Source organism: Nonlabens dokdonensis (genome assembly GCF_002162835.1).
In the GTDB taxonomy this organism is placed as follows: domain Bacteria; phylum Bacteroidota; class Bacteroidia; order Flavobacteriales; family Flavobacteriaceae; genus Nonlabens; species Nonlabens dokdonensis_B.
This window is the reverse complement of record NZ_MAAX01000186.1, coordinates 1-16,129: the sequence shown is the minus strand read 5'-3', so window position 1 is coordinate 16,129 and position 16,129 is coordinate 1. Positions and strand designations below refer to the sequence as shown.

General features: G+C 33.5%; 13 protein-coding genes. All 13 read left to right on the top strand.

What is annotated here, in order from left to right; genetic code table 11:
- The first annotated feature begins 38 nt into the window (after positions 1 to 38).
- A complete protein-coding gene (locus tag A9Q93_RS12435) occupies positions 39 to 2,690 on the top strand; it encodes a sulfatase-like hydrolase/transferase (RefSeq protein ID WP_303687730.1) in 2,652 nt (883 codons plus the stop codon).
- Positions 2,691 to 2,693: 3 nt separating this feature from the next.
- Positions 2,694 to 3,530, top strand: coding sequence for a diacylglycerol kinase family protein (locus A9Q93_RS12430; RefSeq protein ID WP_303687729.1), 837 nt, complete (start codon positions 2,694 to 2,696; stop codon positions 3,528 to 3,530).
- A 53-nt stretch (positions 3,531 to 3,583) separates the two neighbouring features.
- Entirely contained in the window at positions 3,584 to 5,323 is a 1,740-nt protein-coding gene (locus A9Q93_RS12425; protein WP_303687728.1) for a hypothetical protein, read from the top strand.
- A 75-nt stretch (positions 5,324 to 5,398) separates the two neighbouring features.
- Positions 5,399 to 6,433 carry a hypothetical protein gene (locus tag A9Q93_RS12420; RefSeq protein ID WP_303687727.1) on the top strand — a complete coding sequence of 345 codons (1,035 nt, stop codon included), beginning with the start codon at positions 5,399 to 5,401 and terminating at the stop codon, positions 6,431 to 6,433.
- A gap of 1 nt (position 6,434) precedes the next feature.
- A complete protein-coding gene (gene rfbC / locus A9Q93_RS12415; RefSeq protein WP_303687726.1) occupies positions 6,435 to 6,971 on the top strand; it encodes a dTDP-4-dehydrorhamnose 3,5-epimerase in 537 nt (178 codons plus the stop codon).
- Positions 6,972 to 7,127: 156 nt separating this feature from the next.
- Positions 7,128 to 7,964, top strand: coding sequence for a dTDP-4-dehydrorhamnose reductase (gene rfbD / locus A9Q93_RS12410; RefSeq protein WP_303687724.1), 837 nt, complete (start codon positions 7,128 to 7,130; stop codon positions 7,962 to 7,964).
- Between the two features lie 34 nt (positions 7,965 to 7,998).
- Complete coding sequence (gene gmd / locus A9Q93_RS12405; RefSeq protein WP_303687723.1) at positions 7,999 to 9,126, top strand: GDP-mannose 4,6-dehydratase; 1,128 nt, start codon at positions 7,999 to 8,001, stop codon at positions 9,124 to 9,126.
- Between the two features lie 309 nt (positions 9,127 to 9,435).
- On the top strand, positions 9,436 to 10,479 hold the full coding sequence (locus A9Q93_RS12400; RefSeq protein ID WP_303687721.1) for a GDP-L-fucose synthase: 1,044 nt from the start codon (positions 9,436 to 9,438) through the stop codon (positions 10,477 to 10,479).
- A gap of 92 nt (positions 10,480 to 10,571) precedes the next feature.
- Positions 10,572 to 11,792, top strand: coding sequence for an oligosaccharide flippase family protein (locus A9Q93_RS12395; RefSeq protein WP_303687720.1), 1,221 nt, complete (start codon positions 10,572 to 10,574; stop codon positions 11,790 to 11,792).
- 46 nt (positions 11,793 to 11,838) lie between these two features.
- Complete coding sequence (wzy, locus tag A9Q93_RS12390) at positions 11,839 to 13,278, top strand: O-antigen polysaccharide polymerase Wzy (protein ID WP_303687719.1); 1,440 nt, start codon at positions 11,839 to 11,841, stop codon at positions 13,276 to 13,278.
- Positions 13,257 to 14,507, top strand: coding sequence for an O-antigen ligase family protein (locus A9Q93_RS12385; protein ID WP_303687718.1), 1,251 nt, complete (start codon positions 13,257 to 13,259; stop codon positions 14,505 to 14,507). Before wzy ends, A9Q93_RS12385 begins: the two co-directional genes overlap by 22 nt.
- A gap of 5 nt (positions 14,508 to 14,512) precedes the next feature.
- Positions 14,513 to 15,553: a glycosyltransferase gene (locus A9Q93_RS12380; protein WP_303687717.1), complete on the top strand. Its 1,041-nt coding sequence runs from the start codon at positions 14,513 to 14,515 to the stop codon at positions 15,551 to 15,553.
- A partial coding sequence (locus tag A9Q93_RS12375) for a hypothetical protein (protein WP_303687716.1) occupies positions 15,550 to 16,129 on the top strand: 580 nt, incomplete at its 3' end. The genes A9Q93_RS12380 and A9Q93_RS12375, both read left to right, overlap by 4 nt.

The window sequence follows — 16,129 nt, the reverse complement described above, 5'->3', positions numbered from 1 at the left end:
CTTTTGTGTTGGTTTAGCTATCTAAAAAATTAAAAAACATGTCAAAAATAATTTTTATTCCGATTTTATTATTGAGTTTTTTATTTTTAAGTTTCAATGACAATATATTTTATAATATATATGAAACATATTCATTACGAAAATCAAATACATACACACTTAAAAAAGCCTTAGAACAACTTCCGATTGATAACGCGAATGAGCTATTAAGTAATGAAGTCAGTTCAAAAGCTGGTAAGAATATCATTTTTCTATCTCTGGAATCTTTTGAGAAAGGTTTTATAAAGGAACGACCAGATTTAACACCTTTTCTCAACAAGCTTAAAAACGAGTATTATTATTATGATTTAAAGCCTACAATAGGTGGTGATTGGACAAGCGCTTCTGCATATATGGCTCTTACAGGAATGCCTGCTTATTTTGGAGAAGACGGGAACAATATTTTTCAGGGATCACAGAAATATAAGTTAAATACTTTGGGACATGTATTTGAAAGTGCCGGTTACAGTATGACTTACTTAATTGCTAATAAAGATTTTTCTGGAATAAATGACATGTTAAAAACTTTTGGTTTTGAAGTAAAGTCAGAGATAGACTTTAATGAAAAATACGAAAGAATCCCATGGGGATTACACGATAAGGATCTATTCAACGAGCTTGAGAAAGAAATACTCTTAAAGAGAAACAATAATTTTCCTTTTGTGATATATGCAAGCACTGTTGCAACACACTTTCCTGACGGACTATATGATGAACGTATGGAAGGCATAATTCCTGCACAAAAAACCGATCTAGAATTTATGATCGCTGCTGTAGATCATTATATAGGCGAGCTCTTTGAAATGCTCAATCGAGAAAACCTATTAGATAGTACAACAGTTATAATTGTTCCTGACCATCAATTTATGGCAACACATCCAGTGATTGACGACCTAAAAGAAAGAGGCTTGTTTGTGCTATCAACTGAAAAATTAGAAGAAGTTGAAACTAAAGAATTATTTCAAGTATCTATGCCTGAAATAGTGTTAGATCTTTCTGATATCCAAACTAGTGCAGTTTTTTTAAGCCATTTAATAGGTGATGATAAGAATCAATTTATAGAAAAATATCGAAGTCAACTGCGAGATGTAAATGTGGCTGCACTAACTACTATTAATTTAGACCAAGGCTTTACCATTACAAAAGATAAGAAACAGCTTAAAATTAATATCCTTGATCAAGAAATTATTGCTGCAAACTTAAAATTGGGAAACAGTTCAGGTATTTATAAAATAGATTTAGATGATAAATATAGAATTGTGAAAACACAAGAGATTGCACAAAGTGAATTAAAGCAAGCTGTGAAAAAGCCATTAACACTTACAATAGATGTTTCAATGGAAGATAAGATTTCCTCATTTTTTACAGATTTGGATGGTATCACATCTTATAAAAAAGGCGATACTCAGGTAGATTTTGAAGTCTATGATGTTGAATCAAAATTTAATGTAAAAAATACCAATACACGATCAATCGTGTATTTAGATCAAAACACAATTTCTCTTTTTCTAAAAAGCTCTAGTTTCAATTCAAAAAAACTTAGTTATGTAAAGCTAGGAGAACAGCAATTTTTACTTGACAGAGGTATCAACTTAATTACCATAGATGATTTAGGAACTTTATCAATTGAAAATTTTGACACTTATTTAATGCCTGAGTCTATTATAGAATTGTTAGAACACATCACTGCAGCGGTTAATTTAGATAAAAATGTTTTCTTAGTAGTTCATGATACTGCCGGAGAATCGTTTTCTAATTACAGTTCACAATTAAAAAAATTAGGACTTAATAAACTGATTGATCTTAAAAACAGACAGGCTTATATCGCTAACCTGAAAGAGAATAAAGCTGAGGAATTTGTAAATAATCTTATTTTAGAATTTAATTTTAATGTGCCCTATAAAAGAATAGATTTAATCAAAAATACTGATACTGCAATTGCCAATTTTACTAAAGATGTCGACCGCTTTATTGCGCATGCCGGTGGTAAAATAGATGGTAAAGTATATACTAACTCTTTAGAAGCTCTTGATTATAATTATAAAAAAGGTTTTAGAAATTTTGAGTTGGACATTATAAAAACAGTAGATAATCATTTTGTTGCAGCTCACGATTGGGATATTTGGAAAGAGCAAACCGGATATACTGGGAATACACCAGTTACTTTAGAGGTTTTTAATTCATTTAAAATACTAGATAAATATACAGCGATTGATATGGCTGCTATAAATCTTTGGTTTAAACAACATAAAGACGCCATTTTAATAACAGATAAAACTGGAGATGTAAAAGATTTTGGAAATCTTTTTATAGATAAAGATCGACTCCTAATGGAGGTATTTACAACCAAAGATGCTGAAATAGCTACTGCAAACAGTATAAAGCCTATACTCTCAGAAAATATTATTAATGAACTAAAAGACAGGTTAATTCCTTACATGAAAAAATATCAAATAGAACACCTTGCATTTTCAAGAAGTTCTATTCAAAAATTTCAAGTTATATTAGAACAAGCTAATATATTAGGATATAAATCTTACGTTTATCATGTAAACTTTCAAGGAGGTAAAGATGAAAAATATGTGGTAGACTATGAGTTAGGAAAAGTATACGGTATGTATGCAGATGAATGGGAGTTTAAATCAAAATAAGTAGTGATAAATGTAGTCTTTTTAGTAAATCCTATTTCAGGTAAAAGTGGGAATAGACTTGAGTACAAAGAACTTACTTCATACTTAAATGAACATAGTTTTCATCTTGATATCTTGTATTCTTCTTCTAAAAAGAATTTAGAGAAACTAACGCTATTATGTATTAAGAAAAATATAGATATAATAATAGCCGTCGGTGGGGATGGTACCGTGAATACCATTGCAAAATATCTTGTTAATTCTAAAATAAAACTAGGCATTTTACCTCGTGGATCCGGAAATGGTCTCGCTGGACATTTAGGGATTGTGGATTCTGTATTAGAAATGTGTAGGTCTATCATTGAATCAAGGACAGTCAAAATTGATTGTGGTGTAGTTAATAATCAGTTTTTCTTTTCAAATTTTGCGTTAGGTTACCCTGCTGAAGTAATTCATAGATATGATAAAGATTTGAAAAGAGGTTTCGTTACCTATTTAAAACATGGATTAAAAACATTTTTTGCAAATCGTAAAAACCAAATTAAAATAGAAGGGCATTCAGGCCTTAAATACTGTGTGCTAGTTTCAAACACAAAGTTTTTAGGGTATAAAGTTTCTTTAACTCCAGGCGCACAAATAAACAACGGATATTTAGATATGGTAGATGCTACATCTAGAAAAGACCTCACCTTTAAGATGAGTAAAATACTTCTATTTAAAAAAAATTATGCAAAGTCTATAAAAGAGCTAAACCTTAATTGCAGTAAAGAATGTCCAGCACAATTAGATGGAGAGCCAGCTCATTTAAAACCTCCATACAATATCATAGTAAAACAAAATTGCTTAGAAATCCTCATTTAAACAGTTACCGAGTCACTATACTAAATACTTACCTTTGTCACGAAAGAGAAAATATGCCAATAATAAACGTAGAACCACGCACTAGAGCCCAAGAAAGTACTAACGCTATAGAACGCATGTACATCACCATGCGACATTTATTTAATAGAGGTTTTTATAAACCTATGGGCGTAAGTGGTGAGTCTTTAAGAGAATCACTACTTACATTACGACCAGAGATTTATGGTTCTATTTCTGAAGAGAAAATAGAACTTAGTGGTTTACTTTATGTTATGGATCGATTGCCAGTAGGTATTGAAGAATGTACTTATATCAATCTTACTAGTGATGAAGGATATGAAGGTTCTCATTTTAAAGCTATTATTCCTAAAAAGAGAAGGCGCAACTGTTATAGAATAGACAGCCAGCAAATGAACATAGAAGTCACAAGAGGACGCTCAGAGATCTATGATATTTTAACGCACCTTACATTTCTTATGATAGAATCGCATAAAATCATGAAACAAGTCATGGTAGGCGATAACGGTAATACTACTCGAGACTGGAAATGTCTAGAAGACGCTATATCAAAGAAGAAACTTTCTCAAGAAGAAAAGGAGGTAGCCATTACTCATGTAGCAAATATACTAGGTCGTACTTTTGATGAAGTAAAGTCAGTCTATGCAGACTTTGCTACCGCTTCAAATCCTAATAGATTTTTAAGTGTTATTTATCACCTAGGAAGACTAGCTAGACAAGAAGTACTTGACGAAGAGAAGCGACTAGTTACCTTTTCACCAGTTCTTAGAGAACGTCTAGGTCATCATATTCACGGTGATATCTGGGCGATGCGTATCAAAAAACACCTAGTAGAGCAAGGTCTTTTTGATAGACCATTGCACATTATCAGTGCAAATTTACACAGTGTAATGAACTCTCTTTATGGGCCCAAGGCGCTTGCATCTCAAATGCAAAAAAAGAGTCGCATGGAGATCTTTGCAGATCTTAGTAATGACAGTGGTAAGAAAAACCGTGATTTGATTAAAAAGCATGCACTTGCTAATGGGATGACAGAGCTTAAAGATCAAAGTGGTACTAATATCGACGTTCAAATTTTTGATCTTTCTAATTGTGAATTTGAGAAAGTAGATTTTTGTGACATTCGCTTTCGCGAAAGCGAGAACAGCACAAAACCTGTTCTCATAGTTATGGACTACGCATTTGGTGAACAAGCCTATGAAACCATGGATGAGCTATTGAAGCCTTTTAAAGATGAGGTAGGAAAAATGCACCAGATGAATGTGCAGTCTATCAATATTATGGGTAAAGCTGGTATACTTGAAGGAGATAAAGGCGATATTATGGTGCCAGATGCGCATGTTTTTGAAGGTACAGCAGATAATTATCCTTTCAAGAATAGATTGAGTAAAAAAGATCTAGAAAGTGACGACATTAAAGTTGTAACCGGTTCTATGGTAACTGTTCTAGGAACTTCCTTACAAAATAAAGATCTATTAGAATTTTTCTACAACTCAAGCTGGAATGTAATAGGCCTAGAAATGGAAGGAGCGCATTATCAAAAAGCAATTCAAGCAGCTTCTCGTGTGCGACGTAGCATACGCAGGAAGGTAAAAGTAAGATATGCATATTATGCTAGTGATAATCCTCTTAAAACTGGACATACACTTGCCAGCGGCGGACTGGGGTTAATAGGTGTAAAACCAGTTTACGTAATTACAGAAAAGATTCTTGAACAAATAATGGAGAACAGTATTTCTACTCCAGAAGAAACAAGTGTAACTACAGATTCATAATTTTATTTATAATTCACCGTTTCAAAACAATTCACATAGTTCAAGTATATTTGAATCCTTAACAAAATAGTTTACATGAATAACCAGCCAGATCAAAATCAAGAACAAGAGGTCGATTTAGTACCAGTATTTGTTTGGATAAGTAATGGGTTTAAAAACTTATTTAACGGTATAGGTAATATTTTTAAAGGTATTGCACACTTTCTAGTGTTATTCTTAATCTTTATTAAAAACAACATTATTCTTTTAGTGGCACTGTTTATTATAGGAGCAGCTTTAGGAATGTATTTGAGTAGAGAAAGTAAAAAGAATTTTACTGCGCAATTAAGAGTACAGCCCAACTTTGAGAGTTCTAGCCAATTAATTTCTAATGTGGAGTATTACAATTCTCTAGTAGATCAAGAAGACTATGAAACCTTAGGAAAACAACTTAATATCTCTACTGAAGAAGCAAAGACATTTGTATCCTTTGAAATAGAACCAGACTATAACGATACAGAATTACTCAAGGAATACGATTATATGGCACGTCGTGCTGACACCATAGCGCTTGAAAATTATACTTTTGAAGGTTTTAAAGAAGCAAAAAGAGACATTGATTACCAGTTTTATAGAGTTTCTGTTACGTCAAAAAATAGAGCAGCACTAGAAAAAGCAGCATCAGGTATTGTTAAGGTAGAAGATAATCCGTTGATTAAAGCGCAAAGAATGGCGAGCGTAGAAACAACAGATTTTAATATCGCAAAAAGAGAATACCAGCTCAAAGAAATAGATTCCCTAATTAGTGCTTATCAAACCGCTATTAAAGATAAAGACTCTGACTTGTCCAATGGGACTAACGTTTTTGTAAATGGGCAAAATGGAATGGTTAATTTTGAAACCCTTTTTGAGGAAAAAACAAATATTCTTTATTTGCTAGAAACAGAGCGAGAAAAGAAATATGAATTTAAGAATACCGTGAATATCGTTTCTTATTTCATCAAAAAAGGAACGATTGAGAAAAAGCACTTTACGGTAACATTTGCCTTAGTATTCTTTGGATTTGGTCTTTTAGTAGCCTTAATTCCTATTATTTGGAGATTTTTAAACACGTACCAGAAAAAGGATTAAAATGATAATTAGTCATACTCCTCTTGTAGATTGTATCATTATAGAGCCTGCAGTTTTTCCAGATGCTCGTGGCAAGTTTGTAGTAGCCTTTGACAGTATCGCTTTCGCGAAAGCGGTTCCTAAACAAAAGCCGTTTATTACAACAAATGAAAGTACTTCTACTTATGGTGTTTTGAGAGGATTGCATGCCCAAAAAGGTGAAGCTGCACAGGCAAAATTGGTGCGTTGTATAAGTGGTCGTATTCTCGATGTTGTGGTAGATTATAGACCAGAATCACCTACATACTTGCAACATTACACTATTGAACTCTCTGGTGAGAATAACAAACAACTTCTTGTACCTAGAGGTTTTTTACACGGCTTTTCTGTACTCTCTGAAACTGCAATTGTTAATTATCAAATTGATAATACCTATCAGCCAGATATGGAAACAGGTATCAGATACGACGATCCTAAGTTAAACATAGACTGGCAATTACCTCGAGAAGACATCATCTTATCTGAGAAGGATGAGAAGTTAGGGTATTTAAAGCTGTAATTTACGGTAGATTAATAAATCGGTTACGTTAATCACACTTCGACAAGCTCAGTGTGACAAGCGTTTTAATTACTAATAGAACAAGAATGTCAGTCTGAACTTGCTTGAGTTGAGTTCATCGAAGTATCGAAGACGTGTTATTAAAAATGATTTAATTTGAAAAAAATTCTCATCACTGGCGCTACTGGAATGCTAGGAACAGCCATCACAGCTGCGTTAAAAGACTATAATTTATTTCTTTTTTCAAGTAAAGAACTTGACATTACTTGTAGTTTTCAGCTATACCAAAAAGTCAAAAATATACAGCCAGATTACATCATCAATTGTGCAGCATACACAGCCGTTGATCTAGCTGAAACCGAAAAAGAAAAAGCCTTTAAAATAAACGCACTTGCCGTTCAAAAAATGGCACAAATAGCTAATCAATATGATGCTACTTTAATTCATTTTTCTACTGACTATGTTTTTAACGGCGAAACAACAGCGCCATACAAATCAAATCAAGAAACAGATCCTATCAACGTTTATGGAGCCAGTAAGTTAGCAGGTGAGAAAGCCATTACTCAAATTGACGGTAAACATTACATCTTTAGAATCTCTTGGTTATATGCACCGCATGGAAAGAATTTCTTCCGCTGGGTTGCTGAAACAGATATGAAAGAACTAAATATAGTCGATTCTCAGACAGGTTCTCCTACCAGTGCAATAGATGTGGCTACTTTTATAAAACAGGTTATAGAAAACGATACTGCGACTTATGGGGTTTACCATTTTACCAATCAAGGTGAGATGACGTGGTACGCTTTCGCGAAAGCAATAAATCAAAAGCTGGGTTTAAGTAAAACGATACAAGCAGTAGCAGAGTTTAAAACAGCTGCAAAACGACCTTCTTATAGTGTTATGGATGGCCAAAAAACAGAACAAGTTTTCAATTATGTAATTCCATCTATTAGCGATGGATTAGATAGGGTAGTGGCTAGGTATAAGTCTTAAGGAAACCTTATTTTTACAACTTTACAATTAGCATATGTCTGAAAAGAATCATAAAGTAGCATTAATCACTGGAGTAACCGGTCAAGATGGAGCTTATTTAAGTGAGTTTTTATTAAAAAAAGGATATGAAGTACACGGTATCAAACGCCGTGCTTCATTGTTTAATACAGATCGTATCGATCATCTGTATCAAGATCCTCATGAGACTGATGTAAATTTTAAATTGCATTATGGTGACCTTACAGATACGACTAACCTGACTAGAATCATCAAAGAAACACAGCCAGACGAGATTTATAATCTTGCGGCTATGTCACATGTACAAGTTTCTTTTGAAATGCCAGAATACACCGCTAATGCCGATGGAATAGGTGCCCTACGTATCCTAGAATCTGTACGCTTACTCGGCATGGAAAAGAAGACTAAAGTTTATCAAGCTTCTACATCAGAATTGTATGGTAAGGTGCAAGAAATTCCACAGAGCGAAACCACACCATTTTATCCGCGTAGTCCATATGCCGTGGCAAAAATGTATGCCTATTGGGCAACGGTAAATTACCGTGAAGCTTATGGGATGTTTGCTTGTAATGGGATTCTTTTTAATCATGAATCTCCTGTACGTGGAGAGACATTTGTAACCAGAAAAATTACTCGCGCGACTTCTAAAATCGTAAAAGGACTTCAAGATAAAGTGTATTTGGGTAATCTAGATGCAAAACGTGATTGGGGACACGCCAAAGATTATGTGCGCATGATGTGGATGATCCTACAGCACGACCAGCCAGAAGATTGGGTTATCGCGACAGGAACAACTACTAGCGTGCGTGATTTTGTACGTATGGCTTTTCAGTTCGTGGGAATAGAACTAGAATTTAATGGTGAAGGTGTGGATGAGAAAGGAACCGTTAAATCCTGCTCAAATCCAGATTACCAGCTAGAAATAGGTAAAGAAGTAGTAGCGGTAGATCCACGATATTTCCGTCCTACAGAGGTAGATTTATTAATCGGTGACCCTACTAAAGCCAAAGAAAAACTAGGTTGGGTTCCAGAAATCGCCCTTCAAGATCTCGTTAATGACATGATGAAAAGTGATTTACATTTAATGTCTCGAGAAGAATATTTAAAAAGTGGTGGTTATAGAATCAATAACTATTTTGAGTAAAGAAAAACCACTATTTCTGTGATAAAAATGGCCTAATAACATTACACGTTAAAAATGAAGTGAGGCGTAGGGTTAAGCAAAAATCGTTTTAGTTCAGATATTATGTATTATAGGAAATATTAGTTTTATTCTTGAAGAATTTAAATATCTAGAAACTTTCTTTTTGCGCCGTAGCAAACAAAATTTTTAGTCTTAGGTTCTTAAGCCTTGATTTTTTTGTTTCGTTTTTTGACCAAGCAAAAAATGAAAGGACAGATTTTAAAACGAATGATTTTAAACTTTGAGTTACTTAATGAGTGCAACAAAAAAATGAATAAAGATTCAAAAATATACGTCGCTGGACATCGTGGACTTGTAGGAAGCGCCATCGTTAGTGAGTTAAAAGAGCTAGGTTACACAAATTTTGTTCTTAAAACTCACAAAGAGCTAGATCTTACAAATCAACAAGCCACTGCAGACTTTTTTACTACAGAAAAGCCAGAATATATTTTTCTTGCGGCGGCTAGCGTAGGTGGTATCGTGGCAAACAACACTTATCGAGCAGATTTCATCTATAAAAATCTCATGATTCAAAATAACGTGATCCATCACAGTTATTTGAATGGTGTGAAAAAGTTATTGTTTCTAGGAAGTACATGCATCTATCCTAAAATGGCACCACAGCCCATGCCAGAGGACAGTTTACTTACCGGTCCACTAGAATATACTAATGAACCTTATGCAGTAGCAAAAATCGCTGGTATCAAAATGTGCGAGAGCTATAATCTGCAATATGGCACCAACTTCATCTCTGTAATGCCTACAAATTTGTACGGTCCTAACGATAATTTTGATCTAGAGAAATCCCATGTTTTACCTGCATTGATTCGTAAAATGCACCTAGGTAAATTGCTGATGGAAGGTGATGAGCAAGCATTAATGGATGATTTAGGTGTTGATGATCTCGCTTTCGCGAAAGCGGAATTACAAAAACACGGTATCACAGAAAATGGCATCGCTTTATGGGGAACCGGTTCACCAAAACGAGAGTTTCTATGGTCACATGACATGGCAAAAGCCTGTGTGTACTTGATGGAGAACAAAGATTTTGCTGATGTAAAAGGAAGCGAAAAAGACATAAGAAATACACATCTTAATATTGGAACCGGAGAAGATATCGCTATAAAAGACCTGGCCCTAATGATTAGAAAAACGGTAGGTTATGAAGGAACCCTAAATTGGGACAGTTCAAAACCAGACGGCACACCACGTAAGCTTACAGATGTGTCAAAACTGCATGAATTAGGTTGGAAACACGAGGTTGAACTTGAAAAAGGTGTGGAGATGATGTATGAGGCTTATTTGAACTCTTAGGTACACAAAAATGGCTATTTTAGCGTTGGTCAAGGTAAGCTAACCATTTCATGAGTAGATTTTCTAAAAAACTTTCTGGAGAAGAAAAAATCGTGGCTAAGAACTATGGTGCGCTTACCGTTTTGCAGGCACTTAATTACATTTTGCCTTTTTTGATTATTCCTTTTTTAGAGCGTACTTTAGGCTTGGAACGTTTTGGATTGGTAATGCTTGCCCAATATTTAATGGCATTTTGTATTGCATTTGCAGATTTTGGGTTTAGTACAACAGCAACAAGAGAAATCTCTATTTTAAGAGAGAAAAAAGAAGATTATTCAACGATTTACTTTAAGGTATTTTGGGCAAGAATGATATTGCTTGTTATCGTCTTTGTTTTACTTATAGCTTTTGTTTTTCTTATACCTAGATTCAGAGTAGAATGGCATATTTATTTATTGAGCTATGGTATCGTTATAGGTCAAACTATTTTAGCAGATTGGTTTTTTCAAGGTATTGAAAGAATGCAGCTATTAACTGTGATAAACGCAGTGGCTAAAATACTTTTTACTGTTCTGCTTTTTGTTTTTATTTCATCACCTGAAGATTATTCATTCGTACCTATATTCAATTCTATTGGTTTCTTAGTCGCTGGGGCCATCATGTTTACTATTAGTTTAAAATATGTAAAATGGCAATGGCCTAATTTCAAAGATTCTACTGCTTTTTACAAGGAAAGTTTTCAAATTTTTATATCAGATATATCTTCTCAATTGACTTTTGCAGCAAATGGGCTTGTTCTGGGCCTTTTTGCAGGAGATTCTATTGTTGGAATCTTTAGTGCTTTTGACCGATTAATGATAGCAGCAAAGAAAATGTATCTTCCTATTTACCAGGCGATTTATCCTTATATGTCTAGAAAATCTAATGATGAAAAAAATAAGATGATGATGAAATTAATACCTGGTATTGCAGGCATAGGATTATTAGGTTTGTTAGGTATAGTTTTTTTAGGTAAATGGATTGTTGAACTACTTTTCAAAGATCCAGACATATATCAAAATGTCAATTTATTACAATGGATGGGGCTGATCGCTTTTTTCACAGGATTGAGTTTATTATTTACGAATCTTTATGCACCGTCTAGAAAATTATTTAAGGAACGAATGAATGTGATGGTAATAGGTACTATTTTTAATCTTGCTTTAGGTTTTAGCATCGTACCATATTTAGGTTTGAAAGGAACAGTTGTTACAGCTATTTCAACAGAATTCGTAATGTTTTTGGCAGCTACCTATTTTTATAAAATGGATATCAAGCAACTATTAAAAACATAAGGGTAAGAGTGGATTTAATGATATACCTTAGCTACAACTTGTATCAATGATTCTTAGAAACATATTCATTTTTATTTATCTGTTTATAACGGTATTGTTATTTTCAACTTTTGAGGCTACGCTAGAGTTATGGCTGGCATTTTTTGGTAATGCAGTTTTATTAACTTTTATTACCTACTATCATATTTTTATCGAGAAATCCTATAGTCCTTTTTTAAGTGCTTATATTGTATTCTCATTTTTGTTCTTTTTAGTCGCACCTGTGACGCAAGCAAATGTTTTAGCACCTCTAGAGAATGGATTGTTTGATCATTATTTCCCTTATAAAGAACATTTATTTCTCAAGGCAAACGGTCTCGTTGCGATTTTTCACATCTGTTTTTTCCTATTTTATATAGGCATTAAATCCTTAATTAAAAAGAAACCATCACAAGTTCCAATTCAAGAAATAAAAATTTCATCACTATTGAGAAATACAGTTTTAATTATTTTAATTTCTGTAATTATCGTTGTAATATCATATCCTTTCATTGTTGAAGAATTGGCAAGGCCAGAATACTTACCATCTAGTTTTTCTCCTGGCGCTCAACTAATCCAAAAGAAAATACTATTTGTCATCCCACTAGCTGGAATTGTTTTATGCAAATATTTATTTGATAAAAAAGGTATTTCTACGCAAATATGGATCATCAACCTTTTTATAATGTTGTTGCTTTTTGTGCTTCTTTTTTATTTTAAGAATCCTTTAGTTGAAAAGCGTAATGCGTTGGGACCAATATACATATTGCTCATTTTCTTATTCTTTCCAAAATTGCTAAATAGCAACGTAAAAATGAGCCTAACACTTTTTATTATTATGATTGTGTTTTTTCCTTTAGCCCAAATAATAACTCATTCAGATTATGGTATTTCTGAAATGCTAGAAAACCCTAGTCTTTTTTCTAATGTGATTGACAAAGGTGCCATGAGCAAAGGATTTATGTCGCTTAACTATGACGCTTTTTGTAACATGGGTATCGTTATTGAAATTGTAGAGGAACGAGGCTTATTTTATGGCTTTCAATTACTTAGTGCGTTTCTATTCTTTATTCCACGAGGCATCTGGGAAGGTAAACCAGATTCTTCTGGAATTATAGTAGGCGATTATTTGATCGAAAAATATGATTATTATTTTGCAAACCTTTCTAATCCGGTGATTGCAGAAGGTTACATGAATTTTGGAATTTTTGGAGTAGTTTTGATGGCGCTTATGCTTGCAATTGCAATGATATTTTTCATGACTTGGCTCAATAGCGCTGATTATTTGAAAAAGGCAGTAGCTTTTTATTTTGCTATGCACTTACTTTTTCTCCTAAGAGGTGATTTCACTAATGGTTATAGTTATTTTGTGGGAACTTTAATAGGTTTGTATGCCATTCCTAAATTAATTATGAAGCTATCAAATTTCTTTTTTGATCAAAAAGTATGGGTATCAAAGAAAAACTAAAATCTAATTTACCGCAGCTGCTTTATTACATGACAGCCCTCATGTTCATAATGCCTATTATTCCAAGAGGAGTTAGGCCAGTTCTAATAGGGATTTATGCATTGTTAGCCATCATTAGCAAGATTTTAGATAAAGAAAATTTTAAATGGAATTATTTTTTATTAAATTCTAGTTTATTCCTATTCTATCTCATTAGCTTACTATATACAGACGATTTTTCTTATGGAATGCGCAAAATCTCCACTGGAGCTGCCTTGCTTATTTTCCCACTTATAATTGCCAGTATGAGCAAGCGATGCTTGACCTATATACTTGCTAGACGCTATCAATTGATGTGGTATTTTATAGTTGCAACCTTAATTCTTTGTGTTGGTGCGTTTATCATTTTTAGCCAGCAGTATAGTTTTGATGAAGTGATACTTCATTTTATCAATATTATAAGAACAGATATTTCGGGATGGAAAATTCACCCTATCTATTTAAGCATGCATATAGGTGTTTCAATAATATTTTCACTTTTTTTAGTTCAGCAAAAGCTCAATTGGAAAAAACTATTACTGCTTATTCTCATTAATGCAGTGCTGATTGGATTCTTGTTAATCATGATTAAAAAGGGACCAATTATTGCCCTAATCTTAGTAGCAGCATATTTAGTTTTAATGTTTAAAAATAAGAATCTATATATAGTTTTTGGATTAGGATTAGCAGGGTTAGTTGCCACTATAATACTTAATCCCAAAGTAAATGAGCGTTTCTCAGAACTTCTGCAAGTTAAGAATGCAGATGCTTCACTGACTAATTCTACTAATATAAGATACTCTATTTACCAGTGTGTTACTAGTGTCGTTCCTGATGCAGGAATATTCGGTTATGGAATAGGTGATGGAAAAAACAAACTTGTAGAGTGTTATCAAGAAGATGCTCAATTTTTAGCCGATAACAGATATAACAGTCACAATCAGTTCTTAGGTATCATTCTCAATGTTGGTTATTTAGGATTACTATTCTTCGCATTATTTTTATTATATCATTTGATCCGAGCTTTCTACAAGAAAAACTATTTATTTATAGCCATATTGCTGTTTTATTGTATTGTCATGTTTTCAGAAAATATTTTAGAGCGTGAAAATGGTGTGTTATTTTTTGCTTTTTTCATCAACCTATTTTTAATGCTAGATCGTAATTATGAAAAGCAAATCTTAAAACCTGTAAATCAAAAAGAAATTTGAAAGACTTGTTTCATATTTCCGAGGATATCTCTAGAGCTAGCGGTGGAGTCCGTACGGTTGTAAAAGATATACAATCTCAATTTCCTGCATCACAGATTCTCACAACATTAAAAGATACTGACGATTTAGAAGCAAAAGCTTTCAATCAAAAAGGACCATGGCTTTATTCTCAAGAACTTACAAGACACTTGAAATCATTGCCAGTCGATTCCATTTTTCATCTTCATGGCGTGTGGATGCATGCACAATATATTGCTGCAAAAATTGCCGCAAAAAATAAAATTCCTTTCATTCTCACGCCACATGGTATGTATGAGCCATGGCTGTGGAAAGAAGGAACGCTTAAAAAGAAATTGTATTTTAAGATGTTGGCTGGTTCCGCTTTCGCGAAAGCGAGATACATTCATGCCATAACACCAGACGAGCAAAAAAACCTTCAAAAGCTATTTCCTAAAGCTCAAGTCGTTTGTATACCTAATGCAATTAGAATTGAAAACATAATCGAACGAGATAAACCGGTAAGACCCTATTTCCTTTTCTTAGGTCGCATTCATCCAAAAAAAGGAGTAAGATTATTAATTGATGTATTTAAGTCTCTGAAATTGCTTGATTTTGATTTAAAAATCGCTGGTCCTAAAAATGAACATAGCACAGAATTGCAAAATTTTGCTAAAGATGATCAGCGCATTCAATTTTTAGGAGCAGTGCGCGGCGAGAATAAACAAAAACTCTATAGAAATGCACACGCATTTATAGCACCTAGCTACTCTGAAGTAGTAGGTATGGTAAACCTAGAGGCCGCAATGATGGGAACGCCGGTAATTACAACGCATCAAACAGGTTTATTACCAGGGTGGAATAACAATGGCGGCATACTTATCGATCCTAATTTTGAGGAACTAGAAAAAGCTATTCTAGAATCTTCAAATTGGGACGATCTTCAACGAGAAATGAAAGGCAAATTATTACGGGACTTTGTTATTCAAGAGTATTCTTGGAAAGTAAATAGGCCTAAATGGCTAGCACTTTACAATTCCATGAAATGAAGAAATTTATTTTTTACTTTTTACTAAGTTTGGTAATAACTAGCTGCTCTAACGACAATTTAGATCAATACAGCTTGCCAGAAATTCAACCTTCTCAAAGCCTAATAAATGAGTTAAGATCTTCACGAAAGAAATTGAACAAGACCTACAATAAAGAGAATAGTACTGTTAAAATCCAATTTCATGGACAGTCTATTGTTTACTCTATAAAGTCTAGCCGTGTAGAAGCAACTTTAGAAGGTGATTTTTCAGATATTGATTTTGAAATTATAAATACAGCTCGTAGCGGTTTACAAGTCCCACAATTACTACCATTAATTGAAGAAGATATTGATGGCAACAGTGATGTACTCTTTTTCCACGCATATGGTGGCACAGAAGCTGGAGAACTTATTCAGTATTTTAAATATCTTAAAGATAATTTTAAAGGAGATGTTATTATTTTCAATCATCATTTATCTGCACCAGATGATCCAGAGCATCATCTGAAACTTACCGAATTAGAGGATAAAACTTCTGCTCAAATGGAAGAAATCGCAAGTAATTACAGTTTTGGTTTCATAGACGTAAGAAACG

Bases quoted from the DNA above. Each gene is read 5' to 3' on its own strand.
- A9Q93_RS12435 (WP_303687730.1), top strand. From the start codon at position 39: ATGTCAAAAATAATTTTTATTCCGATTTTATTATTGAGTTTTTTATTT.
- wzy (WP_303687719.1), top strand. From the start codon at position 11,839: ATGATTCTTAGAAACATATTCATTTTTATTTATCTGTTTATAACGGTA.
- A9Q93_RS12400 (WP_303687721.1), top strand. From the start codon at position 9,436: ATGAATAAAGATTCAAAAATATACGTCGCTGGACATCGTGGACTTGTA.
- gmd (WP_303687723.1), top strand. From the start codon at position 7,999: ATGTCTGAAAAGAATCATAAAGTAGCATTAATCACTGGAGTAACCGGT.
- rfbC (WP_303687726.1), top strand. From the start codon at position 6,435: ATGATAATTAGTCATACTCCTCTTGTAGATTGTATCATTATAGAGCCT.
- A9Q93_RS12425 (WP_303687728.1), top strand. From the start codon at position 3,584: ATGCCAATAATAAACGTAGAACCACGCACTAGAGCCCAAGAAAGTACT.
- A9Q93_RS12420 (WP_303687727.1), top strand. From the start codon at position 5,399: ATGAATAACCAGCCAGATCAAAATCAAGAACAAGAGGTCGATTTAGTA.
- A9Q93_RS12385 (WP_303687718.1), top strand. From the start codon at position 13,257: ATGGGTATCAAAGAAAAACTAAAATCTAATTTACCGCAGCTGCTTTAT.